This is a genomic window from Lacticaseibacillus boliensis, from assembly GCF_054784775.1.
In genome coordinates this window covers 1-26515 of record NZ_BAAIHN010000010.1, presented here as the reverse complement: position 1 = coordinate 26515, position 26515 = coordinate 1, and the positions used below count along the sequence as shown (strand labels likewise).

The 26515-nt window shown below is 52.2% G+C and carries 17 protein-coding genes, 9 tRNA genes and 1 rRNA gene; 2 read left to right on the top strand and 25 right to left on the bottom strand.

Annotated elements, in window-relative coordinates:
• Window positions 1–59 precede the first annotated feature (59 nt).
• From ACYVRB_RS06080 to ACYVRB_RS06050, 7 genes are all read right to left on the bottom strand, one after another.
• Window positions 60–1286, bottom strand: a complete 1227-nt coding sequence (locus ACYVRB_RS06080) for an MFS transporter (RefSeq protein WP_461214207.1) — start codon at window positions 1284–1286, stop codon at window positions 60–62.
• Window positions 1287–1462: 176 nt separating this feature from the next.
• Complete coding sequence (locus ACYVRB_RS06075) at window positions 1463–2431, bottom strand: bile acid:sodium symporter family protein (protein WP_461214206.1); 969 nt, start codon at window positions 2429–2431, stop codon at window positions 1463–1465.
• A gap of 47 nt (window positions 2432–2478) precedes the next feature.
• Window positions 2479–2805, bottom strand: a complete 327-nt coding sequence (locus ACYVRB_RS06070; protein ID WP_461214205.1) for a metal-sulfur cluster assembly factor — start codon at window positions 2803–2805, stop codon at window positions 2479–2481.
• A 29-nt stretch (window positions 2806–2834) separates the two neighbouring features.
• A complete protein-coding gene (gene ilvD / locus ACYVRB_RS06065) occupies window positions 2835–4592 on the bottom strand; it encodes a dihydroxy-acid dehydratase (RefSeq protein ID WP_461214204.1) in 1758 nt (585 codons plus the stop codon).
• Window positions 4593–4825: 233 nt separating this feature from the next.
• The gene (gene rpiA, locus ACYVRB_RS06060; protein WP_461214203.1) at window positions 4826–5515 is read right to left on the bottom strand and encodes a ribose-5-phosphate isomerase RpiA; all 690 of its coding nucleotides are present in this window, start codon (window positions 5513–5515) and stop codon (window positions 4826–4828) included.
• A 72-nt stretch (window positions 5516–5587) separates the two neighbouring features.
• Window positions 5588–6370: a MurR/RpiR family transcriptional regulator gene (locus tag ACYVRB_RS06055; protein ID WP_461214202.1), complete on the bottom strand. Its 783-nt coding sequence runs from the start codon at window positions 6368–6370 to the stop codon at window positions 5588–5590.
• A gap of 295 nt (window positions 6371–6665) precedes the next feature.
• On the bottom strand, window positions 6666–7955 hold the full coding sequence (locus ACYVRB_RS06050; protein ID WP_461214201.1) for a PTS sugar transporter subunit IIC: 1290 nt from the start codon (window positions 7953–7955) through the stop codon (window positions 6666–6668).
• A gap of 587 nt (window positions 7956–8542) precedes the next feature.
• Between ACYVRB_RS06050 and brnQ the strand changes: the two genes are divergently transcribed.
• Window positions 8543–9922, top strand: coding sequence for a branched-chain amino acid transport system II carrier protein (brnQ, locus tag ACYVRB_RS06045; protein WP_461214200.1), 1380 nt, complete (start codon window positions 8543–8545; stop codon window positions 9920–9922).
• A 77-nt stretch (window positions 9923–9999) separates the two neighbouring features.
• Here the strand turns inward: brnQ and ACYVRB_RS06040 are convergent, their stop codons facing one another.
• The 4 genes from ACYVRB_RS06040 to rpsL all read right to left on the bottom strand — a co-directional run bounded on the left by ACYVRB_RS06040 (window position 10000) and on the right by rpsL (window position 14215).
• On the bottom strand, window positions 10000–10839 hold the full coding sequence (locus tag ACYVRB_RS06040) for an SDR family NAD(P)-dependent oxidoreductase (protein WP_461214199.1): 840 nt from the start codon (window positions 10837–10839) through the stop codon (window positions 10000–10002).
• A 131-nt stretch (window positions 10840–10970) separates the two neighbouring features.
• Window positions 10971–13058, bottom strand: coding sequence for an elongation factor G (gene fusA / locus ACYVRB_RS06035; RefSeq protein WP_461214198.1), 2088 nt, complete (start codon window positions 13056–13058; stop codon window positions 10971–10973).
• A 205-nt stretch (window positions 13059–13263) separates the two neighbouring features.
• Window positions 13264–13734, bottom strand: coding sequence for a 30S ribosomal protein S7 (rpsG, locus tag ACYVRB_RS06030; protein ID WP_461214197.1), 471 nt, complete (start codon window positions 13732–13734; stop codon window positions 13264–13266).
• A 61-nt stretch (window positions 13735–13795) separates the two neighbouring features.
• On the bottom strand, window positions 13796–14215 hold the full coding sequence (gene rpsL, locus ACYVRB_RS06025; protein WP_461214196.1) for a 30S ribosomal protein S12: 420 nt from the start codon (window positions 14213–14215) through the stop codon (window positions 13796–13798).
• A 245-nt stretch (window positions 14216–14460) separates the two neighbouring features.
• On the opposite strand from rpsL, the gene ACYVRB_RS06020 reads away from it, so the two are divergent.
• A complete protein-coding gene (locus ACYVRB_RS06020) occupies window positions 14461–14835 on the top strand; it encodes a hypothetical protein (protein ID WP_461214195.1) in 375 nt (124 codons plus the stop codon).
• Window positions 14836–14887: 52 nt separating this feature from the next.
• Here ACYVRB_RS06020 and rpoC read toward each other — a convergent pair whose 3' ends face one another.
• The 14 genes from rpoC to rrf all read right to left on the bottom strand — a co-directional run bounded on the left by rpoC (window position 14888) and on the right by rrf (window position 26507).
• On the bottom strand, window positions 14888–18541 hold the full coding sequence (gene rpoC / locus ACYVRB_RS06015; RefSeq protein WP_461214194.1) for a DNA-directed RNA polymerase subunit beta': 3654 nt from the start codon (window positions 18539–18541) through the stop codon (window positions 14888–14890).
• A gap of 12 nt (window positions 18542–18553) precedes the next feature.
• A complete protein-coding gene (gene rpoB / locus ACYVRB_RS06010; RefSeq protein ID WP_461214193.1) occupies window positions 18554–22144 on the bottom strand; it encodes a DNA-directed RNA polymerase subunit beta in 3591 nt (1196 codons plus the stop codon).
• Between the two features lie 314 nt (window positions 22145–22458).
• Window positions 22459–24945 carry an ATP-dependent Clp protease ATP-binding subunit gene (locus ACYVRB_RS06005; protein WP_461214191.1) on the bottom strand — a complete coding sequence of 829 codons (2487 nt, stop codon included), beginning with the start codon at window positions 24943–24945 and terminating at the stop codon, window positions 22459–22461.
• Between the two features lie 75 nt (window positions 24946–25020).
• Complete coding sequence (locus ACYVRB_RS06000) at window positions 25021–25488, bottom strand: CtsR family transcriptional regulator (protein ID WP_461214190.1); 468 nt, start codon at window positions 25486–25488, stop codon at window positions 25021–25023.
• A gap of 92 nt (window positions 25489–25580) precedes the next feature.
• Window positions 25581–25654 (bottom strand) — tRNA-Pro (locus ACYVRB_RS05995).
• 4 nt (window positions 25655–25658) lie between these two features.
• Window positions 25659–25730 (bottom strand) — tRNA-Gly (locus tag ACYVRB_RS05990).
• A 29-nt stretch (window positions 25731–25759) separates the two neighbouring features.
• Window positions 25760–25833: transfer RNA gene (locus ACYVRB_RS05985), tRNA-Arg, on the bottom strand.
• A 9-nt stretch (window positions 25834–25842) separates the two neighbouring features.
• Window positions 25843–25928 (bottom strand) — tRNA-Leu (locus ACYVRB_RS05980).
• Window positions 25929–25938: 10 nt separating this feature from the next.
• A tRNA-Gly gene (locus tag ACYVRB_RS05975) sits at window positions 25939–26010 on the bottom strand.
• Window positions 26011–26026: 16 nt separating this feature from the next.
• Window positions 26027–26099, bottom strand: a tRNA-Thr gene (locus ACYVRB_RS05970).
• A gap of 4 nt (window positions 26100–26103) precedes the next feature.
• A tRNA-Leu gene (locus ACYVRB_RS05965) sits at window positions 26104–26185 on the bottom strand.
• A gap of 27 nt (window positions 26186–26212) precedes the next feature.
• Window positions 26213–26285: transfer RNA gene (locus tag ACYVRB_RS05960), tRNA-Lys, on the bottom strand.
• 21 nt (window positions 26286–26306) lie between these two features.
• A tRNA-Val gene (locus ACYVRB_RS05955) sits at window positions 26307–26379 on the bottom strand.
• An 11-nt stretch (window positions 26380–26390) separates the two neighbouring features.
• Window positions 26391–26507, bottom strand: a 5S ribosomal RNA gene (rrf, locus tag ACYVRB_RS05950).
• Window positions 26508–26515: the final 8 nt, after the last annotated feature.

Below are 26515 nucleotides of genomic sequence, written 5' to 3'. Positions count from 1 at the left end.
TGGCCCCCAGACAGCAAACAGGCGTGGGTCAAATTACCACACGCCTGTTTGTTATCTCGTTAGGCTTCTTGATTTTCGATCACCTTATCTTTGGTACGCCAGACCTGGCGCGTCGCCGGGAAGAGCAGTAGCACGTTGACGCCTTCCATGATCGCGGTCATCATAAACACCCCGCGATAATTGAACAAGCTGGCAACGATCGAACCCAGCATCGGCCCCGAGACGCTGCCCATCGCCTGAAACGACTGGTTGTACGAGAAGATCCGGCCAAACCCTGCCTTGGGGACATACCGGGTCATCAGCGTCTGGATCGCCGGCAACAAGGCCGCGTCTGAGATCCCCAAAAACATCCGCAAGATCCCCAGTTGCCAGATGTTATGAATGAAGCTCATCGGAATGAAACAAGCCACCGCCAACACTAACCCGCTCAGCAAGACTTTTTCCGGCCCGACCCGATCGGACAGCGCCCCCAGCAGCGGACTGGCAACCAGCGTGACGATCCCCGGCAAAGACGAGATCACCCCTGAAACAAACGCCACCTGGCCGGGATTTTTCACCAGGGAGTCGACTAAGAGACTGATGAAGCTGGTGATCGACATGTTTGCCGCTTGAATCACCATCGTGGTGATGAACAGGCCCCAGATCAGTTGTGGGTAACGGATCTCCTTGAAGATCTGCCGCGTCGGCATCATCTGCGCTTTTTTCATCGGGGTGAATTCTTCGTGCACACAAAACAGCGTCAAGACGAACACGACCAGCATCATCGCCCCGGTGACCAGGAAACTGGACCGATAGCCAAACATCCCAGCCAAGACCCCGCCTAAAAGCGGGCCTAACAAGGTGCCGACCACGTTACCTGTCGCCAAAGTCCCCAGCGCCTTACCGGAGCGTTCTACCGGAACGCTTGCGGCGATGATCGCGTTGGCGTTATTGATATACCCGGAAAAACAGCCTTGGATCGCGCGCAGAATGATCAAAATGGTGACGTTAGGCGCCAAGCCACAAAGCGTGATGGTGAACGTCATCCCCAAGCTCGCTCGCAGACACATCGGCTTACGCCCGTATTGATCGGCGAGGCGGCCCCAAAAAGGCGAAACGATGGCCTTAGCCAAGAAGGTGATGGCAAACGCAAACCCGCTCAACAAGTTCAACTGCCACTTGCCGAAGTTGCCTAACGTCTGGATAAACAACGGCAAAAACGGCATCGTCATCGAAAAACCCATTCCGGTCATGAAGTTACCAAACCATAAATACACCAGGTTTGTTTGCCAGCGCTCACGTTTCATTCGATTCACCTCTATTGGAAGAATATTAAAATGTTATCACTGAATTCTAATTTGTCAATTGACGGACCCCTGAAGACACAAACGTCGGTCCAGTCCAACCCATTGAGTTGTTCTGCACCGACGCTTGTGCGCTAAGCGATAACGACTTGTCACTTTTTGCTAATTAAACAATGAACCTAATGCGTGACCGCGGTCGCGGCAACGGCCTTGTGCTTCTTTTCGGTATGACCGCGCCACCAAGAAGACAAGACGGATCCGGAGATGTTGTGCCAGATACTAAACAGTGTGGACGGAATTGCGGCGGCTGGCGCAAAGTAGGCCATCGCAAGCGTTGCGCCTAAACTAGAATCCTGCATCCCGACTTCGAAGGTGATCGCCTTGCGTTGCGGTTCCTTCAATCGGATCAAGAACGAGAAGCCTAGGCCTAAAGCATAGCCAAACAGGTTATGTAACATGACAACAGGGATTACAAGTGCCGTTGCGGCGGTGAACAGGTTGGCATGGTTAGCAGAAACCACGGCCCCGATGATCAAGAGGATCGCCACTTGGGAAACCAACGGTAAAGCACGAGTGATGACATCAACTTGCTTGCGGAACAAGGTGTGGATCACAACGCCCAAGATGATTGGGACTAAGACGATCTTGACCGTGCTCAAAAACAGCGATTGGGTCGGGATCGGCACGTACTTACCGGCATACAATACCAGCAAACCAGGCAGTGCGAGCGGTGCGATCAGCGTCGATAACGTCTCGATGGAAACATCCAAGGCAACATCCCCGCCGGCCAGGTAAGCCATCACTGAAGAACTCGTCCCACTTGGGCAAGAACCAACTAAGATGACCCCGGCAGCAGTGGCCCCTTGCAGGTTAAAGATCTTGCAGAGTAACACCGCAACCAACGGCATGATCACATAATGGGCAACCGTGCCTAAGATGACTGGTAACGGGCGCTTCAAGATCCGCGCGAAGTCTTCCCCGCGCAACGTCAAGCCCATCCCGAACAGGATGATCCCTAAGAGATAACTCGTGTTAGGAATGATGGCAGTACTGGTCTGGGGGACAAAATAATTAAATGCTGCCCAAACAATAACGATCAAGGTAAACCAACGACTTACCCATTTACCAAATGCTTCTACTTTATCCATATAATCGCCTCAAATTTCTGTTTGTCAGGCGTTGGTTAGCGCTTGTGTTAATAGTGATACCGCAATGCCATGCGGGCATAACGACTCATCTTGTCTGGCGTCCATGCAGGCGACCAGACGATGTCGAGTTTAACTTCAGATACTTCTGGTTCCTTTTCCAGAGCTGATTCGATCATATTCTCTAAGACTTGAGAAATCGGACATCCCATCGTCGTCAACGTCATCGTCACGGTCACGACGCCATCGGTCATTTTCAGGCCATAAATCAACCCTAAATTGATCAAATCGACGCCTAGCTCCGGATCGATCACACTGGACAGATCCGCCAACAAGCGATCTTGAAGGTCAGTCGCCGGTACTGCTTCTGTAGTCATGGAATGCCTCCTTTCAATTAAACAAAGGATTAATCTTGCTTGTCGTCTTCTTTACCGAATAATTCGTCGGCCCCGAGCATCACGCCACCGGTGTTAGCCGAGGTGACCAAATATTCATAGCGTGCGAGGTACCCGAAGCGAACCTTTGGCTTGAATGGCTTCAATTCTTGACGCCGGCGTTCGAATTCTTCTTCCGACACGTCCGCGTTCAAGGTCCGGTTGGTCAGATCGATGGTGATCTTATCGCCATCATGAATCAACGCGATCTCACCACCAGATGCGGCTTCCGGTGAAACGTGGCCGACACAGATCCCGTGGGTGGCCCCGGAGAACCGGCCGTCGGTAATCAACGCAACTGTCCGCCCTAACCCACGACCGATGATGTCAGAAGTTGGGTTGAGCATTTCCGGCATACCCGGGCCGCCTTTAGGACCTTCATACCGAATCACAACAACATCCCCGGCTTTGACGGTACCGTTATCGATGCCTTCGACCGCTTCATCATGAGAATCAAAGCAAACAGCAGTCCCCGTGAATGTGTGGATGTCATCGTCGACCCCAGCGACTTTGATAACCGAGCCGTCTTTGGCAATGTTGCCAAACAAGACAGACAGGCCACCTTCAGGCGAGTAGGCATTGTCGATCGTGCGGATGACTTCAGGGTTCTTGGTGTGCGCGCCGGCAACATTTTCGCGCAGCGTCTTGCCGGTGTTGGTCAAGCGATCAGGATGCAAGATCCCGCCGTGTTCGATCAATTCGTTCAAGATAGCTGGGATCCCGCCGGCTTCGTGGACTTCTTCCATGGTATAAGAAGAACTCGGGGCGATCTTGGCGATATGCGGGGTCTTCTTCGCGATGACGTTGATGTCTTCTTCGGAATAATCGATCCCGGCTTCATGGGCGATGGCCAAGCCGTGAAGCACGGTGTTGGTGGAGCCACCCATGGCCATATCCAAGGCGAACGCGTCGTCGATCGCGTCTTTGGTGACGATGTCGCGCGGCTTGATGTCGTGTTGCACGTTATACATCACCTGACGCGCGGCCTTGCGGACCAACTCACGCCGCTCTTCGGAAGTGGCAAGCGCAGTCCCGTTGTATGGTAAGGCCAAGCCCAGCGCTTCCATCAAAGAGTTCATCGAGTTGGCGGTATACATCCCGGCACAAGAGCCGCATGATGGGCAAGCGTGGCGTTCGAGTTCGAGGAAGTCTTCTTTGGACATCTTGCCGTCTTTGAAAGCCCCGACCGCTTCAAAAACGGTGGACAACGTTGCCGCTTTGCCGTTCGGGTCAACGCCGGCTTTCATGGGGCCGCCGGAAACGAACGTGCACGGCACGTTCGTCCGCAGGCTCGCCATGATCATCCCAGGGGTGATCTTGTCACAGTTCGGCATGTACAACACGCCATCAAACCAGTGGGCGTTGATGACGGTTTCAGCTGAATCCGCGATGATTTCACGACTCGGCAAGGAATAACGCATGCCGATGTGCCCCATCGCGATCCCATCATCAACCCCGATTGTATTGAATTCAAACGGAATCCCGCCAGCCTTGCGGATCTCTTCTTTGGCGATATCTGCCAGCTCTCGCAGATGCACATGGCCTGGGACGATTTCGATGTAAGAATTACAGATCGCAATGAACGGCTTCTTCATGTCTTCTGGATTCTTGACTTTCCCTGTCGCGTACAACAAGCTGCGACCAGGCGCCCGATCGACGCCGACCTTGATCTCGTCACTGCGCTTTTGCATATCATCGCCGCTGACAGTAAAGTTCAACGTATCACTCATTATGACTCACCCTCTATTGATGTTATCGACGTTTCGCGTCGTTTAATGGCAATATTATCATGGTTTTCTAATGTGTCAACATGAAAATCTCATCTTTTTCGCAGACCACCCCCGCCAATCGCTTGCCAGCACAAGGATTCACGCAGATAAGAACAAATTTTGTACAATAAAAAAAAGCCGTGTCGCGGCAATCTTGATGAGATTGTCACGACACGCTTTTAATTTTATAGAGATTATCTGACACGGTGCTCAATGGTGCCGGCCGCCTTAGCGATCAACACGTCATCGGCGATATTCAAAAACAAGCCGTGTTCCACCACCCCAACAGTGGCGTCAAGATACGCCGCTAAACCGGCAGGAACCGGTAGCGGATCAACATGCAGATCAATGATCCAGTTGCCATAATGGGTCTTCAGGCGACTGCCATCCGGATTCACGCGGTAAGCCGGCTGCAAACCCGCCTGCTCAAACTTCTTAAAGTTTTGTTTGGCAGACACCGGCAACACCTCGACAGGTAGCGGAAACCCAGACAGGCGCTGGACGACCTTGGATTCGTCGACGATCCACACGTTGCGCTTGGAATTGACCGCAACGTTTTTCTCCAGTGTATGTGCCGCGCCGCCGCCTTTGATCCCGTTGAGATCAGCATCGACGCGATCTGCCCCGTCGACCGTCAGATCCAACTGGTCCACGTCAGCCAACTCATTGACCGTAAAACCATTGGCCTCAAGCTGTTTTTGAGACCGGTTAGACGTCGTCACGATTGCCTTGAGATGCAACGGCGTCTGCCGGTTGCGTGCCCCTAGCGCATCGATGAAAAAGGCGACGGTTGAACCGGTTCCGACGCCCAGCGCCATCCCCGGTTGCACCATTTCTGCAGCCTGTTGGGCTGCTTGTTGCTTGAGCTCATCTTGTGTCGGCATACTTGCCCTCCATTTTGTCCAAAAGTGACTACGATTAATTCTAGCGCGTGCCGCTGACCGGTTCAAGCATGCTTAGTTAAGATTGTCTTCCAGCTGCCGCACGTTATCCGGCCGGGCAAGCATCATCGCACGGCGCGTGATCTTTTCGATGATATAAATGGCCGGGGTCTGGCTCGTCAGGTTGGCGCCATCGAGATCTTGCGTCGTCACATAATACGCCAGCGCCACAGTTGCCAAACGCGCGATCGTCGAATTCGACGAGTTGGTGATCGCGATGATCGGCACGCCGTGTTTCATCAGTTCGTTCATATACCCGATGGCCACGCGGTTCTCTCCGGAAACCGAACAGATCACCACGCACATGGCGTTATACACTGCTTCGGGATAGTCGATCTGCGGATGCGCACTGGGTTCGGTGATGGCAAAGGCCATGTTGACGCTGTTGGAATAGGTCACCGCCCCATAGTCTGCAATCAACTTCGACGTGCCAAACCCGATCCAAACGACCTGCGCGTGCTCATATAACAGATGTGCCGCGCGGTCCATCGCCTGTTGATACTGGCCGTCTTCGCAGGCCGCAATTGAGCGCGTGATCTCCCCACCGTCGATATCGTTGGGTAGTTGGCCGCGGTGATTACGCTGTGCATTATACATCCGCAACTTGGTTTTGAACTCCGCCCAGCCAGAGCAGTCAAACTTCTGACAAAAGCGCTGGATGCTGGCGGTGCTGCAATAGGTGGCTTCCGCCAAGTCGCGGATCCGCATGTAAACGACGGCGTCCATGTCTTTGACGATCTCGCGATAGATCGTCATATCGGTTTCAGTCAACTCAGGGGTGTAATTCAAAAAAAGCATCGTTTTCTCCTCGGTTAAAACCACTTGTATCACTTCTGGACAAATCAGATTTGTCCCTATAAATATATTTATCGTGCAGCACCAGCGCTGTTTAGGTAATCGGTAACGCATTCAACCACCCTTACATCATACCATACGATGTCACAAAAGCGATTGCAATGTCATAAATACCATGAATGTGACAACGTGTATCATTTGTGTTTATTTGTTCCCACAACTTGTTGACCCCCTTAACACGCGCCAGCCAACGCAACCAAAAAAGCCTCCGATCACTCGGAGGCTTCGTGCAGATAACTTATGCCTTGGCTGCATCCAACGCGGCTTGGGCATCTTTTTTGTTTTGCATGGCCGTTGCCATGACGACAAACGGCGCATAGATGATAGTTGCAACGACAATGTTGATGGCGGCGATGACCCCACCTTGCCAGCTAGCTGTGGCAATGACCCCACCAATGATCGGTGGTGTGACCCAAGGCGCCATGACGGTACATGCCGGCATGAACCCGGTCGTCGTGGCAAAGTATGCAATCGTGATGCAGACCATCGGGGCCAAGATATACGGCACGAACAGAATTGGGTTCAACACGATCGGCAAGCCGAAGGTCAATGGCTCGTTGATATTGAACAGCCCTGGCGCAAACGACATGGAAGCCACCATGTTATAGGCCTTGTTCTTGCGAGCGAAGAGCCAGATCGCGATGATCAAGGAGATCGTCACCCCGGTACCACCCATGTTCACGAAGGAATCAAACAGCGGCTTGTTCACGACGTAAGGGATCGCCTTGCCGGCCTTCAACGCAGATAAGTTGGCGGTGATGGCAGGCGCATTGATCGTCTGCATAAAGGGATCGATCATGTTAGCCCCGTGCAACCCGAAGAACCACAGGAATGGGGTGATGAACGCGATCAACAGCGCGGTTGGATACGAGTTGGCCATCCCCATGAATGGTTGTTGGACCGCCTTGTAGAATGACAATACCAAGTTTTCAACGTGTGCGGCATTGAACAGCGTGGTGATAAATCCGAAAAACAACATGGTAATCATCGCTGGCAGCAAGGCCGCAAACGATGTCGCCACTGCAGGTGGCACTGAATCAGGCATCTTGATTACAAGGTGCGGGTTAGATTCAAGGCGCCGGAAGATCTCAACGGAAATAATGGCTACGATCAAAGCAATGAATAATCCGGTGGAATCCATCCCAGAAGCCCCACCAACCGCAAAGAACGACCCTAATGAAACGATCCCTGCGGCGACAGGTGCTGATTTATACGACTGTGCCAGGTTGTAGGCCACCAAAAAGGCGATCATGACCCCGAGCACAGCATAGGTACCACTCCACAAGTTCCCCCCGAGCTTGGTCCAAATGAATGTCCCGTCCTTCATCTTCTCGCTGAAGATCCCGTTCATTAAGTCGATATAACCTGGGATCGGCAAGTTGTTGATCAAGGTCGCGAACGCCCCTAAGATCATGAGTGGCATCGTGTAGGCAAACGCATCCCGGATCGCGATCAAATGGCGTTGATTACCAATTTTGGCTGCGATCGGCAGGAAGTGTTTTTCCATAAACGCGATAAAGCTTTGCATAAACGTTTCCCCCTTTATTCTGATTCCGCTTACATGTTTAGTTATATCATCACCGCGGCTAGTGACTCAATGATACATGTATCAGACCCGTGTATCACCTGCCTTATCCTAAGCGTAGCAGGCCGCGCGCTTCAAATGCACGCATAACGCCAGTGATTTTTATACTCATCGAGTTTTTATGGTTGACAATTAATTTTCTCATGCTATACTCATTTACAACAAGACGTAAATGCATCGAGAAAGACCAGTAGTCGATCGTCAGCTTTAAGCGAGCTTCGTTAGGTGCAAGGAAGCAAGCCGGCAATCGATGAATATCCCTTTCAAGCAGGACACCGAAACCTAGTAACGTGTCATGGTGGAACACCCATTATCGTGTTCGCGTATCGTCTCTTTGAGACCGTACGTCGTGAGGCTATTTGTGGTGACACAGATGGCATGTTAAGGTGGTATCGTGCTACGGCACCCTTAGTTAAATCTAAGGGTGTCGTTTTTTTGTTCTCGTTGCCAAAGGAGATGATGTTCATGGACAGTGGTATTAGTCATATTAGCCCGATTAGACATGATAACAATCCTGGAGGAACTGAATTATGGAAAAACTTGTTGAAAAGAAATTAACCAAACGCGACTACTTAGTCGTTGCGTCAATGTTGTTTGGGTTATTCTTCGGTGCCGGGAACCTGATCTTCCCGCTACATCTAGGCCAGCTGGCCGGCAGCAACTGGGTGCCTGCGACCATAGGCTTTTTGGTCACCGCCGTCGTTTTACCGCTGCTGTCTGTCCTCGCCGTCGCCGCGATGCACGCTGAAGGGGTCTACGATATCGGTAAACCTTTAGGTGCCTGGTTCGCCGTTTTGTTCATGGTCTTGATCCATTTGACCATCGGCCCGCTGTTCGGCACCCCGCGTACCGCAACGGTTTCATTCACAACCGGGGTCGCACCGATGTTGCCAAAATCGATGCAGTCCGTCGGGTTGTTGGTATTCTCTGCAGTCTTCTTCTTAGCGGCTTTTCTTCTATCCTATAAGGAACAACGCATCACCAGCGCCATCGGTAAAGCGTTAAACCCTGTTTTCTTAGTGCTCTTATTCTTCGTCTTTTTCTTCGGCTTCACCCATTCCATGGGTAGTGCCTCTGCACAAGCCAACACCGCCGGCTACACCGCTTTAGGCGGCAGCTTCTTCAATGGTTTCTTACAAGGTTACAACACGATGGACGCGCTGGCCGGCTTGGCCTTCGGGGTCACCGTGGTCACCGCCGTTCGCGGCTTAGGTCTCAAGCGTCAAAGCTCTATCTCTAAAGTCACCGCCAAAGCCGGTGTCTTAGCCACCAGCATGATCGGTGTCGTTTACCTGTTCTTGATCGTTTTAGGCGCTAAGTCCTTAGCTAACTTCAAAGTTTCCGCTGAAGGCGGCACTGCCTTCAACCAAGTCGTGACTTATTACTTCGGCACCGCCGGCCACGCACTGCTGGCAACGCTATTGACCGTTACCTGCTTGACCACCGCCGTTGGTTTGGTCGCCGCTTTCGCCCAAGACTTCCACAAGCACTTCCCGGTTTTGAGCTACGTCCAATGGCTCGGCTTAATGAGCTTTGCCAGCTTCTTGACCGCTAACTTCGGCTTGGCTACCATCATCTCTTGGTCCACGCCAATGCTGATGTTCTTGTACCCATTCGCGATGGTCTTGATCCTCTTAAGTGTCACCGGCAAGTGGTTCAACCACGATAAAACTGTCTACGCCTTCACCGTCGCCTTTACCGCTGTTCCGGCCTTCTTCGATATGATCGCCGCCTTCCCACCAGTCGTTTCCCAATCCGCTTTCGGGGTTGCCATGACTAACTTCGAGCACAGCGTCTTCCCATTCGCCACGCTTGGCATGGCCTGGGTCGTTCCTGCCGTTGTCGGTTTGGTCATCGGCCTGGTCGTTTACAAGGTCCGCGGCCGCAGCACCGTCAACGCCGTCAACTAATCTGAGTTTTTTCTCCCAAAAGCAGCTCAGCTAAAAACAACGCCACTACCTATTATCGGTAGTGGCGTTGTTTGTCGTTAATGGGGTTTGGCCATTTTTAATGCCAAAGACGTTGCCAGATTCATGGCGTGGCGGAAAACTGCGGGATGGACCCGCGCCAAGCGCGCGATGAGCTGGTCTGCTGGGGCGTTATAATACCGCCGCTTCGGGTGTTTGGCGACCGCCGCTTGGTAAAACACCTGGGCCAGATCTTCAGAGGTGGCACTCGACACCCCGACGAACCGGTCGAACAGTCCGGTGAACCCGGCAGTCAGGCGCTGATACGGGGAATCTGAGGCCAGATTGTCATGGGCGTTTTGCATCGCGATGGCTTCCCAGTTTGACGCGGTGCCGCCGGGTTCGATCACCACCGACCGCAACCCAAACTGGCGGATCTCTGAATCCAAGGTGTCTGACCACACGTTCAACGCGTGCTTGGAGACGTAATACCAGCCTCCTAGCGGCGAGTACATGTCCCCGCCAATCGAAGAATTGTTGATGATGCGGCCATACCCTTGCCGCCGCATCAACGGCAACACCAGCTGCGTCAAGTCCGCCGCCCCTAACAAATTGGTTTCCAGCTGCTTGCGGGCATTGGCCAGCGGGACTTCTTCCAACGGCCCGAACTCACCGTAGCCGGCGTTGTTCAACAACACATCCAGGCGCGACTGTTGGGTCAACGCCGCAGCAACAAAGTGTGAATTGCTGGCGTGATCGGTCACGTCCAGATGCAACGGGTGAATGTTGTCCCCTTCAGGAATCAGATGCTCCCGCCGCGCGCCGGCAAACACCTGCCAACCGTTGGCCGCAAACAGCGTCGTTGCCGCTTTGCCCATGCCACTCGACGCGCCAGTGATCAGGATCGTTTTTTGTCCCATAAGATTGCCTCCGTATTCAAGTTACTGTCAGTGTACCACGAGGCGGCCGGCTTGACCTGCAACTTACGGCGGAAAAAACGCCAAACAAAAACCCCAGACACAAAAGCGTCTGGGGTTTTCGCGGAAAACGACTAGTTGCCGCCGTTCTTCTTGATGATTTCTTCTTGGATGGACTTCGGGGTTGGTTCGTAGTGATCGAAGGTCATCGTGAAGGTCCCACGGCCTTGAGTTGCGGAACGCAAGGTCGTTGCGTAACCGAACATTTCAGCCAGCGGTACCATGGAGTTGATGACTTGGGCGTTACCACGTGCTTCCATGCCTTCGACACGGCCGCGACGAGCGGTGATCTGGCCCATAACATCGCCAAGGTAGTCTTCTGGGACAACGACTTCAACGTGCATGATCGGTTCGAGAATAACCGCACCGGCCTTGCTTGCAGCGTTCTTCAACGCCATGGAAGCCGCAACCTTGAAGGCTGCTTCAGAAGAATCGACTTCATGATAAGACCCATCATAGAGCTTAGCCTTAACGTCGATCAATGGGTAACCGGCGAGAACGCCGTTAGCCATTGCTTCCTTCAAGCCTTGTTCAACTGACGGGATGTATTCACGAGGAACGACCCCACCGACGATAGCGTCTTCGAATTCGAAGCCTTTACCTTCTTCGTTAGGGGTGAATTCAACCCAAACATCACCATATTGACCTTTACCACCAGACTGTCGAACAAACTTACCTTGAGCGCTAGCTTGCTTGGTGAAGGTTTCACGATAGGCAACTTGAGGGGCACCAACCTTGGCGCCGACCTTGAATTCACGCTTCATCCGGTCAACCATGATGTCCAAGTGCAATTCGCCCATGCCGGCGATCAGTGTTTCGCCAGTTTCAGGGTTGGTTTCAGCTTGGAACGTCGGGTCTTCTTCAGAAAGCTTCTGGATCGCAACATCAAGCTTGTCACGGTCTTCCTTAGAATCAGGTTCGATAGAAACCTGGATAACTGGATCAGGAATTTCCAGAGATTCGAGGATCAATGGGTGGTCAACGTCGGTCAAAGAATCACCAGTGGTGGTGTTCTTCAAGCCGATTGCAGCCGCGATATCACCGGAAAAGACTTCTGGGATTTCTTCACGGTGGTTAGAATGCATTTGCAGCAAACGACCAACACGTTCACGGTTGCCCTTGGAGGCGTTGAGCACGTAAGAACCAGCTTCAAGCGTCCCGGTGTAGACACGGATGAAGGTCAAACGACCAACGAACGGATCCGTTGCGATCTTGAAGGCCAAAGCAGCGAATGGCTTGTCGTCGCCGGCAGTCAATTCAACCGCTTCGTCGGTATCAGGATCGGTCGCGTTGTATGGCTTCACATCCAGTGGGGATGGGAGGTAATCAACAACGCCATCAAGCATCATCTGGACACCCTTGTTCTTGAAGGCAGAGCCCGCGAACACTGGGAAGAATTCCAATGCCAAGGTTGCTTTACGGATAGCAGCCTTGAGTTCTTCCTTGGTGATTTCTTCGCCTTCAAGATACTTGTCCATGATCTCGTCATCGACATCGGCAACCGCTTCGATCAAGTCAGCATGGGCTTGTTCGGCTTCTTCTTTGTATTCGTCAGGAATATCAACGACATCCCATTCGGAACCCAAAGCGTCTTCGTCGTACAAATCAGCCTTCATTTCGATCAAGTCGATGATGCCTTCGAAGTTGTCTTCGGCACCGATCGGCAGCTGCATTGCGTGGGCGTTAGCGCCCAAACGGTCATGCAACGTCTCAACGGAGTACTTGAAGTTGGCGCCGATCTTGTCCATCTTGTTGACGAACACGATCCGCGGAACGGAGTACGTGGAAGCCTGACGCCAAACGTTTTCAGTCTGAGGTTCAACCCCAGCCTGAGCGTCTAAGACGGTCACGGCACCATCAAGGACACGCAAGGAACGTTCAACTTCGATCGTGAAGTCAACGTGTCCTGGGGTATCGATGATGTTGACACGGTGATCCTTCCAGAAGGCGGTCGTCGCAGCAGACGTGATCGTGATCCCACGTTCTTGTTCCTGCGCCATCCAGTCCATCTGCGACGCGCCATCATGAGTTTCACCGATCTTATGGATCTTACCGGTGTAATACAAGATACGTTCGGTCGTCGTGGTCTTACCAGCATCGATGTGGGCCATGATCCCGATGTTACGGGTCCGGTCTAACGGAAATTCACGCTTGTTGGCCATGTGAAAATAGTTCTCCTCTCAAATTTTGGTTAAATGTCATCGAGCAATACCAGACATTGGTGACACCTGAGTTTGAAGCACACGCGGTGCTACCGCCGTGCAGTTCAAACAGCTTAGATGCCGCCAGCAATGCGCCTGGCACCACTCTGGGGATAAAACAATTGGCTACTATATGCCAAAAAGCGGATATAATAGCCAAACTGTCTTACCAACGATAATGTGCAAAGGCGCGGTTAGCGTCTGCCATCTTATGGGTGTCTTCACGCTTCTTAACAGCCGCACCGGTGTTGTTAGCCGCATCCATGATTTCGCGCGCAAGGCGTTCGTCCATGGTGTGTTCACCGCGAGCACGGGAGTATTGGGTGAGCCAGCGAAGGCCAAGCGTTGTCCGCCGTTCAGGACGAACTTCGATTGGCACTTGATAGTTAGAACCACCGATACGGCGAGCCTTAACTTCAAGCACTGGCATAACGTTCTTCATTGCTTCTTCGAAGACGTCGACAGGTTCGTTGCCAGTTTCCTTCTTAATGATATCAAATGCAGAATATAAAATCGTTTGCGCCTTACCGCGCTTACCGTCGATCATCAAATGGTTGATCAGGCGGGTAACCAGCTTAGAATTGTAAACTGGATCAGGTAAGACGTCACGCTTTGAAACAATACCTCTACGTGGCATGCTGATTGCCTCCTCTTAAAAGTCGTGGATTTTAGAAAATGTGAGCTGAATGCTCAACGAATTACTTCTTTTGCTTAGGGCGCTTAGCACCGTACTTGGAACGGCTCTGCATACGGCCGTCAACACCGGCTGTATCGAGGGTCCCACGGATGATGTGGTAACGTACCCCAGGCAAGTCCTTCACACGGCCCCCACGGATCAGCACAACACTATGTTCTTGCAGGTTGTGGCCGATACCAGGGATATAGGCTGTCACTTCGATCAAGTTGGACAGACGCACACGGGCATACTTACGCAAAGCAGAGTTAGGCTTCTTTGGTGTCATGGTGCCGACACGAGTAGCCACCCCACGTTTTTGCGGAGCTGGAGTGTTGGTAAGAGACTTCTTCTTGCTGTTATAGCCGAAGTTCAACGCAGGAGAGTTGGACTTGGTTACATGAGACTTGCGACCTTGACGCACCAATTGATTAATGGTAGGCATTACAAGGTTCCTCCTTTCGATTCTGGTTTGACTTTTCAAGTCCACACATCCAGGCGGTTCATTTTTAATCATAAAAAAATGGCCCACTGGACGGCGAAGCGGCGATTCACCAGTTCGCACGTTCAGGAAACCCGAATAACTGGAAAAAAGCACCTTTGATAGTATACTAAGAATTCCACACTGAAGTCAAGCTTTTATCTTGTCATTTGCGTATTTATTGACGACAAGAATCGAGGTGACTCCAGTTGCTCATCCTGTTTGATCTCGGCCTCGCGTATTGGGCGCTTAGCGACTGGCGCAAGCAATCCGTAGCCGCCTTGCCTTTTGACGGCTGGTGTCTGGTAATCATCGGCTACCAGCTGAGCACCGGCTGGCCTTGGTGGGCGCCACTCGGGTGGTGGCTTGCATTCAGCCTGTTGGCCCGTTGCGGTTGGCTTGGCACCGCTGATGCCTGGCTGATCGGCGTGTTTGCCAGCATCTTCCCGTTGCTTAGTTTGCTGTGGGTGCTGCTTGGCGCTTGTGGTACCGGTATTGTCCACGCCTTGGTGGCCCAACGCCGCCAACTGCCTTGGATCCCCCACCTCGCCTTTTCCGCCGTTGTCGTCCAGCTGTTGCTCTGAATGGATGCAAAAAAGCCTTGAGACAATGTCTCAAGGCTTTTTTACAATCTGATTATGCTTCTGGCTTAGGCGCATCCGAAGCCTTCATCTGCTTTTCGATGTCGGAGATGGAATAAACGTTTTCGGATACCGCGCCAACGGTTTTTGGTTCCATATGGCGGTAGGTGGCCATCCCAGTACCAGCTGGGATGATCTTCCCGATAATGACGTTTTCCTTCAAGCCGACCAACGGATCGACCTTGCCTCGAATCGACGCATCGGTGAGGACACGTGTGGTTTCCTGGAAGGAAGCCGCAGACAAGAAGGAGTTGGTTTCCAGACTGGCCTTGGTGATCCCAAGGAGCACTGGCCGGCCCGTTGCCGGAACCCCGCCAGAGATCAAGGTTTCCTTGTTACGGTCCTTGAACTCGGAGATATCAAGCAACGTCCCTGGCAAGATATCGGTATCGCCTGGATCCATGACCCGGATCTTACGCAACTGCTGACGAACCATCACTTCGATATGCTTGTCGGCAATTTCGATCCCCTGCATCCGGTAAACCTTCTGAATTTCAGACAATTGATAATTCTCGGTGCTCAGCGCATCTTGAATCTTGATCAAAGCCTTCGGGTCGATCGAACCGCCGGTCAGACGGCCGCCACGATCAACGTGGTCGCCTTCTGCAACCGCAACACTAGACGCATAAGGCACAGAGTAAGTCCGCGTGTCAGTCTTACCTTCAACGGTGATCTCACGGGTGTGTTCTGCAGGGTTTTCATCGATGGCGGTCACATAACCGTCAACTTCAGAAATCACTGCAGGGCCCTTAGGGTTACGAGCTTCCATGATTTCCTGAACACGAGGCAGCCCTTGCGTAATATCATCGCCGCCGGCAACACCGCCGGTATGGAAGTTACGCATGGTCAGCTGGGTACCAGGTTCGCCGATAGACTGCGCAGCAACGGTCCCGACAGCTTCACCAACTTCGACCTGTTCGCCGGTCGCCAAGTTACGGCCGTAGCACTTCTGGCAAACCCCATGACGGGTGTCACAAGTGAAGACAGAACGAATGGTGACACTTTGAACACCGGCGTCAACAATGGCTTGCGCCATGTCTTCATCCATCAAGGTGTCCTTCGGTACGATCACTTCATGCGTCTCAGGGTTCAAGACAGACTTCTGGGTGAAACGCCCAACAAGCCGATCATACAGTGGTTCGATCATTTCGTTACCTTCGCGGATTGCAGAAACCACGATCCCACGATCGGTGCCACAGTCTTCTTCACGAACGATGACGTCTTGCGCCACATCAACCAGACGACGGGTCAAGTACCCCGAATCAGCGGTCTTCAAGGCGGTATCGGTCATCCCTTTACGAGCCCCGTGAGTAGACATGAACATTTCCAAAACAGACAGGCCTTCACGGAAGTTCGACAGCACTGGCACTTCCATCATCCCACCGTTAGGAGCGGCCATTAAGCCACGCATCCCGGCAAGCTGGGTGAAGTTTGAGATGTTACCACGAGCCCCTGAATCACTCATCATAGAGATTGGGTTATTCGGGTCAAACGACTTGATCAGCTGTTGCTGAATCTCATCTTTGGCATCGTTCCAAATCGAAATCGTCCGATCATGGCGTTCTTGGTCGGTAATCAGCCCACGACGGAACTGCTTAGCAACCGTTGCGACCTTCTTATGGGCCTCATCAACGATGGCGCCTTTTTCTGGCAAGTTCGGCACGTCGGCAACCCCGACGGTCAAGCCGGAGTTGGTCGCCTGCGTGTAGCCCAAGGTCTTCATGTCATCCAGCAGATCAGAGGTCCGCTGCACCTTGTAAGTCTTGAAGACTTCCGCAATGATATCAGACAAGAAGCCCTTCTTGAACGGCAGGATCAACGGTGCGTCGGCAAGGTAAGCATGGATATCTTCACCAGCGTCCATGAAGTACTTATCCGGTACGCCGTTGACGATGTTGTCTTGTGTCGGCTCGTTCAAGAATGGCAATTCGTGTGGCAGGATCTCGTTAAAGATCACCTTACCCACGCTGGTCACCATGATCTTGTTACGTTGGTCATCGCTGAACGGCTTGTTAGGCATCGAGTTGACAGCCAACCCGATTCGGCTGTGCAAGTGCACGTAACCGTTTTGCAAGGCCATCAAGACTTCGTTGGCATCTTTGAAGATCATGCCTTCGCCTTCGCGGCCTTTTTGTTCCATCGTCAGGTAGTAGTTCCCCAAAACGATATCCTGAGAAGGCGTTACGATAGGCTTACCATCTTTAGGGGCCAAGATATGGTGCGCCGCCAGCATCAGCAGACGTGCTTCAGCTTGAGCTTCATCAGATAACGGCACATGGATCGCCATCTGGTCCCCGTCGAAGTCAGCGTTATAGGCTTCACACACGATTGGGTGCAGACGCATCGCTTTACCATCGACCAAGACTGGTTCAAACGCCTGGATCCCCAGACGATGCAAGGTAGGTGCGCGGTTCAGCAGAACCGGACGTTCCTTGATCACGTCTTCGAGGACATCCCAGATGTCATCGTCTTCGCGATCGATCTTACGACGGGCGTTCTTGATGTTGCTTGCCATGTCACGGGCAACTAATTCCCGCATCACGAATGGCTTGAACAGCTCCAACGCCATCTGACGAGGCAACCCACATTGATAGAACTTCAATGTTGGGCCAACGTCGATAACGGAACGACCAGAGTAGTCAACACGCTTACCCAGCAAGTTCTGACGGAAACGTCCTTGCTTACCTTTCAGCATGTGCGACAGACTCTTCAATGGCCGGTTCCCCGGACCAGTGACCGGACGGCCACGACGGCCGTTATCGATCAAAGCGTCAACGGCTTCTTGGAGCATCCGCTTTTCGTTTTGCACGATAATGTTAGGCGCGTTCAAGTCGAGCAGGCGCTTGAGCCGGTTGTTACGGTTGATCACCCGGCGGTACAGATCGTTCAAGTCGGAAGTGGCAAAACGGCCACCTTCCAACTGAACCATTGGCCGCAGATCTGGCGGGATGACAGGAATGGCATCCATGACCATCCAAGCCGGATCGTTACCGGATTCCAAGAAGGCATCCAAGATGTCCAAACGACGGATCGCACGGGTCCGCTTTTGGCCTTGGGCGGACTTCAAATCTTCCTTGAGTTCCGCAACTTCTTGCGGCAAGTCGACTTGGCGCAAGAGTTCCTTGACCGCTTCCGCGCCCATCTTGGCGTTGAAGCCCATGCCGTATTCGTCACGCTTGTCGCGATATTCCCGCTCGGTCAGCAGTTGCTTGCGTTCCAAGGCGGTATCGCCTGGATCGATCACAACGTAGCTGGCGAAGTAGATCACTTCTTCAAGCGCACGTGGGGACATGTCGAGCACCAACCCCATGCGGGATGGGATACCCTTGAAATACCAAATATGCGTTACTGGGGCAGCCAATTCGATGTGTCCCATACGTTCGCGACGTACCTTGGAACGCGTCACTTCAACGCCACAGCGATCGCAGACGATCCCCTTATAGCGAATCCGCTTGTACTTCCCACAGGCACATTCCCAGTCTTTGGTCGGTCCGAAGATGCGTTCATCGAAAAGCCCGTCTCGCTCTGGCTTCAAGGTCCGGTAGTTGATGGTCTCGGGTTTTTTGACTTCCCCATAAGACCAAGAACGGATCTTGTCCGGCGAGGCTAAGCCGATTTGCATACTTTCAAACTTGTTGACATCAATCAAAGGGCTAACCTCCTATTTGTTATCGTCGCTAGATTGATCTGCGGCGGCTTGCGCAGCGGCTTCTTTAGCCTTTTTCTCTTCTTGTTCCTTGGCAAACTTCGCTAAGGCATCGACGGAAACAACATCGTCGTCTTCGTCATCCATGTCGCGCAGTTCAATTTCTTGCTTGTCTTGATCCAAGACCTTCATGTCCAGACCCAAGGCTTGCAATTCCTTGACTAACACGCGGAAGGATTCTGGTACCCCAGGCTTTGGAATCGGTTCGCCCTTGACGATGGCTTCATAGGTCTTGACCCGGCCAACCACGTCATCTGACTTGTAGGTCAGAATTTCTTGGAGGGTATAAGCGGCCCCATAAGCTTCCAAGGCCCAAACTTCCATTTCCCCGAAACGCTGGCCACCAAACTGAGCTTTACCACCCAGTGGCTGTTGCGTAACCAACGAGTAAGGGCCGATGGAACGGGCATGGATCTTATCGTCGACCATGTGCGCGAGTTTCATGTAGTACATGACCCCGACAGACACCCGATTTTCAAACGGTTCCCCAGTACGGCCGTCATAAAGAATGGACTTACCATCGCTGGCCATGCCACCTTCTTTGACCGTGGCCCAGAGATCTTCATCATTGGCCCCATCAAAGACTGGTGTGGCCACATGGATCCCCAAGTTACGAGCAGCCATGCCCAAGTGTAATTCAAGCACCTGGCCAATGTTCATACGAGATGGCACACCCATTGGCGACAGCAAAATGTCGACTGGCGTCCCATCTGGCAAGTAAGGCATGTCTTCTTCAGGCACAACGATGGAGACAGTCCCTTTGTTCCCGTGACGGCCGGCCATCTTATCACCAACTTGAATCTTACGCTTCTGGGTGATGTAGACCCGGACCATCATGTTAACGCCAGGAGACAACTCGTCGCCTGCTTCACGGGTGAAAATGCGGACATCTTGGATGATGCCGCCGCCACCATGAGGAACCTTCAGCGAGGTATCCCGGACTTCACGCGCCTTTTCACCGAAGATAGCATGTAAGAGCCGTTCTTCAGCACTCAGCTCGGTCACCCCTTTAGGCGTCACCTTACCGACTAAGATGTCACCATCACGAACTTCAGCACCGATGCGGATGATCCCGAATTCATCGAGGTCTTTGAGCGCTTCTTCACCGACGTTAGGAATTTCACGGGTGATTTCTTCAGGGCCGAGCTTGGTATCACGCGCTTCAGATTCGTACTCTTCAATATGAATTGAAGTATACGCATCTTCACGAACCAGCTTTTCAGACAGCACGATCGCGTCTTCGTAGTTGTACATGTTCCAAGTCATGAAGGCGATGATTGGGTTTTGCCCTAAAGCAAGTTCCCCATTTTCCATCGCTGGACCGTCAGCAATGATCTCGTCTGCATCAACGTGATCATGCAAGCGAACGATCGGACGCTGGTTGTAGTTCTTGCCGGCGTTAGACCGACGGAACTTCATCAACGCATACTTATCGAGCGCACCATCTTGGCGACGAATGCGGATCTCCTTGGCATCAACGAATTCAACTGTCCCAGCATGCTTAGCCAGAACCGCGATCCCAGAGTCATGCGCTGCCTTGTATTCCATCCCGGTCCCCACTAATGGGGCATGAGGATTGACCAACGGCACCGCCTGACGCTGCATGTTCGCACCCATCAAGGCACGGTTGGAGTCATCGTTTTCCAAGAAAGGAATGCAGGCCGTCGCTACGGCAACAACTTGCTTAGGCGAAACGTCCATGTAATCGACATGTTCAGCGGTGGTTTCGATGTTATCATCTTTAGAACGCGCCAAGATCGTCGCGTCAGCAAAAGAACCGTCGTCGTTCAGCTTGGTGTTCGCCTGCGCCACAACGTAGTTATCTTCTTCATCGGCAGTCAGGTAGTCGATCTTGTCGGTAACTTTATGATCTTCCCATGAAACACGCCGGTATGGCGTTTCGATAAAGCCATAAGGGTTCACGACCGCATACGAAGCCAGACTGTTGATCAGCCCGATGTTTGGCCCTTCAGGCGTTTCGATCGGGCACATCCGGCCATAATGGGTGTAGTGAACGTCACGGACTTCATAACCCGCACGATCACGCGTCAAACCACCAGGGCCAAGGGCAGATAAACGACGCTTATGGGTCAATTCGCCCAACGGGTTGGTCTGGTCCATGAACTGAGACAGCTGAGAACTACCAAAGAATTCCTTGATCGAAGCAACCACAGGCCGGATATTGATCAATTGTTGGGGTGTGATCGTGGTGGTGTCTTGGATCGACATCCGCTCACGAACCACACGTTCCATCCGGGATAACCCGATGCGGAATTGGTTCTGCAACAATTCACCGACAGAACGGATCCGACGATTGCCCAAATGGTCGATATCATCGGTAGAGCCGATGCCTTCTTGCAGGTTCAAGAAGTAGTTCATCGAAGCGATGATGTCGGCTGGAATCAGGTGCTTGACCTTCTTGTCAATATGGCCGTTGCCGATCATGTTGACAACTTTTTCTGGGTTGTTTTCGGAATAGACCTTGATCACTTGGATCGTCATCGGATCGGTGACGACACCTTGATCACTTGGTTGATACGTCACGGTCTTGAAGTCATCCTTGTCGAGGTATTCGCCCAAGGTGTCCATCACGTGACGGTCGATCTTGGTATCCTTGGCAACGATCACTTCACCGGTTTCCGGATCAGCGAGGGTTTCAGCCAAGGTGCGACCCAGCAAGCGGGTCTTCAGGTTCAGCTTCTTGTTGACCTTGTAGCGGCCAACGTTAGCCAGGTCGTAGCGCTTTGGATCGAAGAAACGCGCATACAACAGTGACCGAGACGAGTCAGCCGTCTTCGGTTCACCAGGACGTAGACGTTCATAGATGTCCTTCAAGGCTTCGTCGGTACGAGAATCCTCCGGCGTCTTGTGGACATCTTTTTCAAGCGTCAGCATCAAGGAATCGGAATCACCAAACATCTCGATGATGTCGGAATCGGAGCCAAACCCTAACGCCCGAACCAATTCGGTCATCGGGATCTTACGGGTCCGATCGATCCGCACATAGGAAATATCCTTAGCGTCGGTTTCGTATTCCAACCATGCCCCACGGTTAGGGATAACGGTCGTTCCCCAAGTCTCGCGAGAGTTCTTATCAATATCTGAATTGTAGTAAACACCAGGAGAACGAACTAACTGTGAAACGATAACCCGTTCTGCGCCGTTAATAATGAATGTCCCTTGATCAGTCATCAACGGGAAGTCGCCGAAGAAGACATCTTGCGACTTGATTTCGCCAGTTTCATGGTTGGTCAAGCGTAAGGTGACATGCAACGGTGCTGAGTAGTTGGCGTCGTGTTGGCGCGCCTCTTCAACCGTATACTTCGGTTCCAAGAGTTGGTAATCAACGTATTCCAAAGACAAGTTGCCTTGGAAGTCTTCGATCGGCATGATGTCGTCGAACATTTCCTTGAGGCCCTCGTCTAAAAACCATTGATATGAGTTGGATTGAATCTCGATCAAGTTAGGAAGATCGAGCACTTCTTTGATGCGGGAATAGGAACGGCGTGTTCGATGCTTACCGTAATTCACTAAATGTCCTGCCAAGTTGTTCACCTCTCATTAGATTTTCCGGTCGTCATCTGAGTAAATTTAATGTAAAAAAGATTAAATTTACGTTACATCAGCCGATACGAACCACATTTGGGCAAACAAAAACCCAAAAGCATGGGAGCTGGCTAGTTCCCACCGCCTTGGGTTCAATATGCGCGTCAGCGGACAATAGATCGCCAACACATGTGGTACGCACCGAAATGCAATTGCATTAAGAATACACGCTTATCGCATCAAAGTCAAGCGGCCACCGATCTGCTAGCCACACAAAAAGATGAGCCGCATAACGCGACTCATCTTCGCTAAACTCATGCCTTTACCGGTTCTTTAGGCGCCTCGGTAGGCTTCACCTTGAACGTCAGTTTGCCTTGCTTGGCGCCGATGGTGATCAGATCACCGGACTTAGCCTCTCCTGTTAATAACAGTTCAGACAGCTGATCTTCAACATCACGCTGGAGTGCCCGGCGGATCGGCCGTGCGCCGTATTCAGGATCGAACCCGGCTTTGGCGACCGTATCGATTGCAGCTGGCGTGATCTTGACGCGAATGTCTTGATCTGCCAAGCGGTGCAAGACCGTCTTGGCCATGATCTTGACGATTTCGTGCAACTCTTCCTTGCCTAATGAGTGGAAGACCACCGTCTCATCGATCCGGTTGAGGAATTCTGGCCGGAACGCCCGCTTGAGTTCTTCAAGCATCCGTGATTGCATGACCTTGAAGTCTTGGCCCGGTGCCTTAGCCCCAAAACCGACCTTCTTGTCATCGCGCAAGGCCGTGGCCCCGATGTTGGACGTCATGATGACGATTGTGTTGCGGAAGTCTACCCGCCGGCCCTTGGCATCAGTCAAGTAACCGTCATCGAGGACCTGCAACAGAATATTGAAGACATCTGGATGGGCTTTTTCCACTTCATCCAGAAGCACAACAGAGTATGGCTTGTTGCGCACTTTTTCGGTCAACTGGCCACCTTCATCATAGCCAATATAGCCTGGCGCTGCCCCAATCAGCCGACTCGTCGAGATCTTCTCCATATATTCGGACATATCGACACGAATCATCGCGTCTTCACTGCCAAACATTGCCTCTGCCAGCGCCTTGGCTAGCTCGGTCTTGCCGACCCCGGTAGGGCCAAGGAACATGAACGAACCGATCGGCCGGGTTGGATCTTTCAAGCCGCTCCGGGCCCGCCGGATAGCCCGTGCCACAGCACTAACGGCTTCGTCTTGGCCGACGACCCGTTCGTGCAAGACCTTCTCCAAGTTAACTAAGCGCTCGGATTCCTTCTTTTGTAACTGTGTGACAGGGACCCCGGTCCATTGCGCGACAACCTCTGCGACATCTTCGCCGGTCACCTGCACATCTTTGCGCACGCCGTTTTCGTCGGCATCGTCTGGCATCGCGTCGACCTTATCCCGCAATTTTTGTTCTTTCTCACGAATCTCTGCTGCCGCTTCGAAGTCTTGATGCAAGATTGCATCTTCCTTCTCCTTGACGGTGTCTTCCAGCTTTTCTGCAAGCTTATCGGCCTTGGTTGGCTTGTCTGCTTCATCCAGACGCACCTTGGCGGCAGACTCATCCATCAAGTCGATTGCCTTGTCTGGTAAGAAACGCGTGGTGATATAGCGTGAAGACAAGACTACGGCTTCATGCAACGCATCATCGGTGATCGTAACGCCGTGATGCGCTTCATAGCGGCCACGCAAGCCGTGAAGGATCTGTTCAGCTTCGTCTTCGGTAGGCTCAGCGATCGTGATGGTTGCAAACCGCCGCTCGAGCGCGGCATCTTTTTCGATATACTTTTGGTATTCGTCAAGCGTCGTGGCGCCAATCATTTGCAGTTCGCCACGAGCCAGTGCAGGCTTCAAAATGTTGGAGGCATCGATCGCCCCTTCAGCACCACCAGCGCCGATCAAGGTGTGCAATTCGTCGATGAACAAGATCACGTTGCCATCTTGATAGATCTCATCGATGATCTTCTTCAGTCTGTCCTCAAATTCACCACGATACTTGGTGCCGGCAACCAGTGATCCCATGTCGAGCATCATCAGCCGCTTGTGGCGCATATCTGCTGGCACGCTACCGGCCACGATCTTCTCAGCAAAGCCTTCGGCGATGGCAGTTTTACCAACCCCAGGTTCACCGATCAAAACAGGATTGTTCTTGGTCCGCCGGGCAAGAATCTGCACAAGGCGCCGGACTTCCTTGTCCCGACCAACCACTGGATCCATCTTATTTTCACGTGCCAATTGGGTCAGATCACGTGCCAAGTTGTCCAAAGTTGGGGTGCCTTGTGACTGCGGCCGTTGCTTGGCCCGTGCAGCCGCCCGCGGCTTCGCGCTTGCATCGGAGATTCCCATCTTCTTGAGCACCATCTGCCGGGTTTTAGATAGGCTGAGATCTAGGTTTTGCAGAATCCGCGCCGCCAAGATGTCATCTTCACGCAACAAGCCTAACAGAATGTGTTCGGTTCCGATCTTCAACGCGCCGAGCCGCTTAGCCTCGTCACCGGCAAAAGTTAAGATCTCTTTGCCTTTCGGTGAGTACGGCAAATAAGTGTCCGCATTCTTCGCATTCGTATCGACCGTGCCGTAACCGGTGAAGCGTTCGATTTCATCATGAACGTCTTCTTCGGAAACAGACAGCTGACGCAATGTCTTCCCAGCGATCCCATCTTGTTCCATGACCAAGGCCATCAACAGATGTTCGGTCCCCACAGCATGGTGGTGGAAATACTTCGCCTGCTCCTGCGCGATCATCAATACGTTTTTCGCCGATGGCGTAAACAGATTGTCCATAAGCACATTCCTCTTTTCATCACGCTATCCCTTTTCCCTTAAAAAAGGAATAGCGCGTAAACTCAGTAACCAATTCTATCTTTCATACTGCAAACTCTGTAAGAATGCAAGCAACAATCGCGCCCGCAATCGCTCCTCGGTATCCCGATCACCGACATTGAGGGTCTGGTGGCTCAACACATTCAACATCATATTACCGGCTTGTTGTTCGACCAGCCCTTCAGTGTACAGCTTTCGAATCATTGAGCGTGCGTCGACTTCGCGTACGCGATGCGGCATCTGGGCGATCATCCAAGTCACCAAGTCACAGTCCGAACGCATCTTCACCTTGACGATGCGAATATACCCACCACCGCCACGCTTGCTTTCAACAACATAGCCGCGTTCAGGCGTAAAGCGCGTCTTGATCACATAATTGATCTGTGACGGAACACAATCAAAGCGTTCAGCGACTGCGGCACGTCTGATCTCGACTTCTTCTTCTGCTTCCAGTAGCGCCTTAAGGTAGCGCTCGATCACATCCGTTACATTTTGGCTTGCCATCACGTCCCACCTTTTTCACTTTGACTAATGTTGACTTTAATTATACGCAAAAAAAATAAAAAAGCCACTGTCGGATGACAATGACTTCAATATCGGGAAAACGGGATTCGAACCCACGACCTCTGCGTCCCGAACGCAGCGCTCTACCAAGCTGAGCTATTTCCCGATTAAGCGGAAGACGAGATTCGAACTCGCGACCCCCACCATGGCAAGGTGATGTTCTACCACTGAACTACTTCCGCATTATATTCGGTTATGTCCTCATGGACGATGCACCCAGTAGGAGTCGAACCTACAACCTTCTGATTCGTAGTCAGACACTCTATCCAATTGCGCTATGGGTGCATATCATCATGCCGAGAGTCGGGTTCGAACCGACACGGTTATCACTAACCGCAGGATTTTAAGTCCTGTGCGTCTACCAGTTTCGCCATCCCGGCATAAATGAAAAGCGGAAGACGAGATTCGAACTCGCGACCCCCACCATGGCAAGGTGATGTTCTACCACTGAACTACTTCCGCATGAATATTTAATTAATGCCGACTAGAGGATTCGAACCTCCGACCCTCTGTTTACAAGACAGATGCTCTGCCAACTGAGCTAAGTCGGCAAGATGCGGGTGAAGGGACTCGAACCCCCACGGTAAAAACCACTAGAACCTAAATCTAGCGCGTCTGCCAGTTCCGCCACACCCGCAGATCTTTTTTAGTACTAATGGAAAAATGAGCCGTGACAGGCTCGAACTGTCGACCCTCTGATTAAAAGTCAGATGCTCTACCAACTGAGCTAACGGCTCAACTTAGGATCAAAGATCCAATGGAGGATACAGGGCTCGAACCTGTGACCCTCTGCTTGTAAGGCAGACGCTCTCCCAACTGAGCTAATCCTCCATAATATAACAGCGTGGCGGCTTCCTACCCTCGCAGGCAGTCACCCACCAACTACTCTCGGCGTAGAGAAGCTTAACTTCTGTGTTCGGCATGGGAACAGGTGTATCCTTCTCGCCATCGCCACCACACTGTATTT

What these genes read in the sequence shown, in the direction of transcription:
- ACYVRB_RS06080 (WP_461214207.1), bottom strand. Translation starts at nt 1,286, where the DNA reads ATGAAACGTGAGCGCTGGCAAACAAACCTGGTGTATTTATGGTTTGGT.
- ACYVRB_RS06075 (WP_461214206.1), bottom strand. Translation starts at nt 2,431, where the DNA reads ATGGATAAAGTAGAAGCATTTGGTAAATGGGTAAGTCGTTGGTTTACC.
- ACYVRB_RS06070 (WP_461214205.1), bottom strand. Translation starts at nt 2,805, where the DNA reads ATGACTACAGAAGCAGTACCGGCGACTGACCTTCAAGATCGCTTGTTG.
- ilvD (WP_461214204.1), bottom strand. Translation starts at nt 4,592, where the DNA reads ATGAGTGATACGTTGAACTTTACTGTCAGCGGCGATGATATGCAAAAG.
- rpiA (WP_461214203.1), bottom strand. Translation starts at nt 5,515, where the DNA reads ATGCCGACACAAGATGAGCTCAAGCAACAAGCAGCCCAACAGGCTGCA.
- ACYVRB_RS06055 (WP_461214202.1), bottom strand. Translation starts at nt 6,370, where the DNA reads ATGCTTTTTTTGAATTACACCCCTGAGTTGACTGAAACCGATATGACG.
- ACYVRB_RS06050 (WP_461214201.1), bottom strand. Translation starts at nt 7,955, where the DNA reads ATGCAAAGCTTTATCGCGTTTATGGAAAAACACTTCCTGCCGATCGCA.
- brnQ (WP_461214200.1), top strand. Translation starts at nt 8,543, where the DNA reads ATGGAAAAACTTGTTGAAAAGAAATTAACCAAACGCGACTACTTAGTC.
- ACYVRB_RS06040 (WP_461214199.1), bottom strand. Translation starts at nt 10,839, where the DNA reads ATGGGACAAAAAACGATCCTGATCACTGGCGCGTCGAGTGGCATGGGC.
- fusA (WP_461214198.1), bottom strand. Translation starts at nt 13,058, where the DNA reads ATGGCCAACAAGCGTGAATTTCCGTTAGACCGGACCCGTAACATCGGG.
- rpsG (WP_461214197.1), bottom strand. Translation starts at nt 13,734, where the DNA reads ATGCCACGTAGAGGTATTGTTTCAAAGCGTGACGTCTTACCTGATCCA.
- rpsL (WP_461214196.1), bottom strand. Translation starts at nt 14,215, where the DNA reads ATGCCTACCATTAATCAATTGGTGCGTCAAGGTCGCAAGTCTCATGTA.
- ACYVRB_RS06005 (WP_461214191.1), bottom strand. Translation starts at nt 24,945, where the DNA reads ATGGACAATCTGTTTACGCCATCGGCGAAAAACGTATTGATGATCGCG.
- ACYVRB_RS06000 (WP_461214190.1), bottom strand. Translation starts at nt 25,488, where the DNA reads ATGGCAAGCCAAAATGTAACGGATGTGATCGAGCGCTACCTTAAGGCG.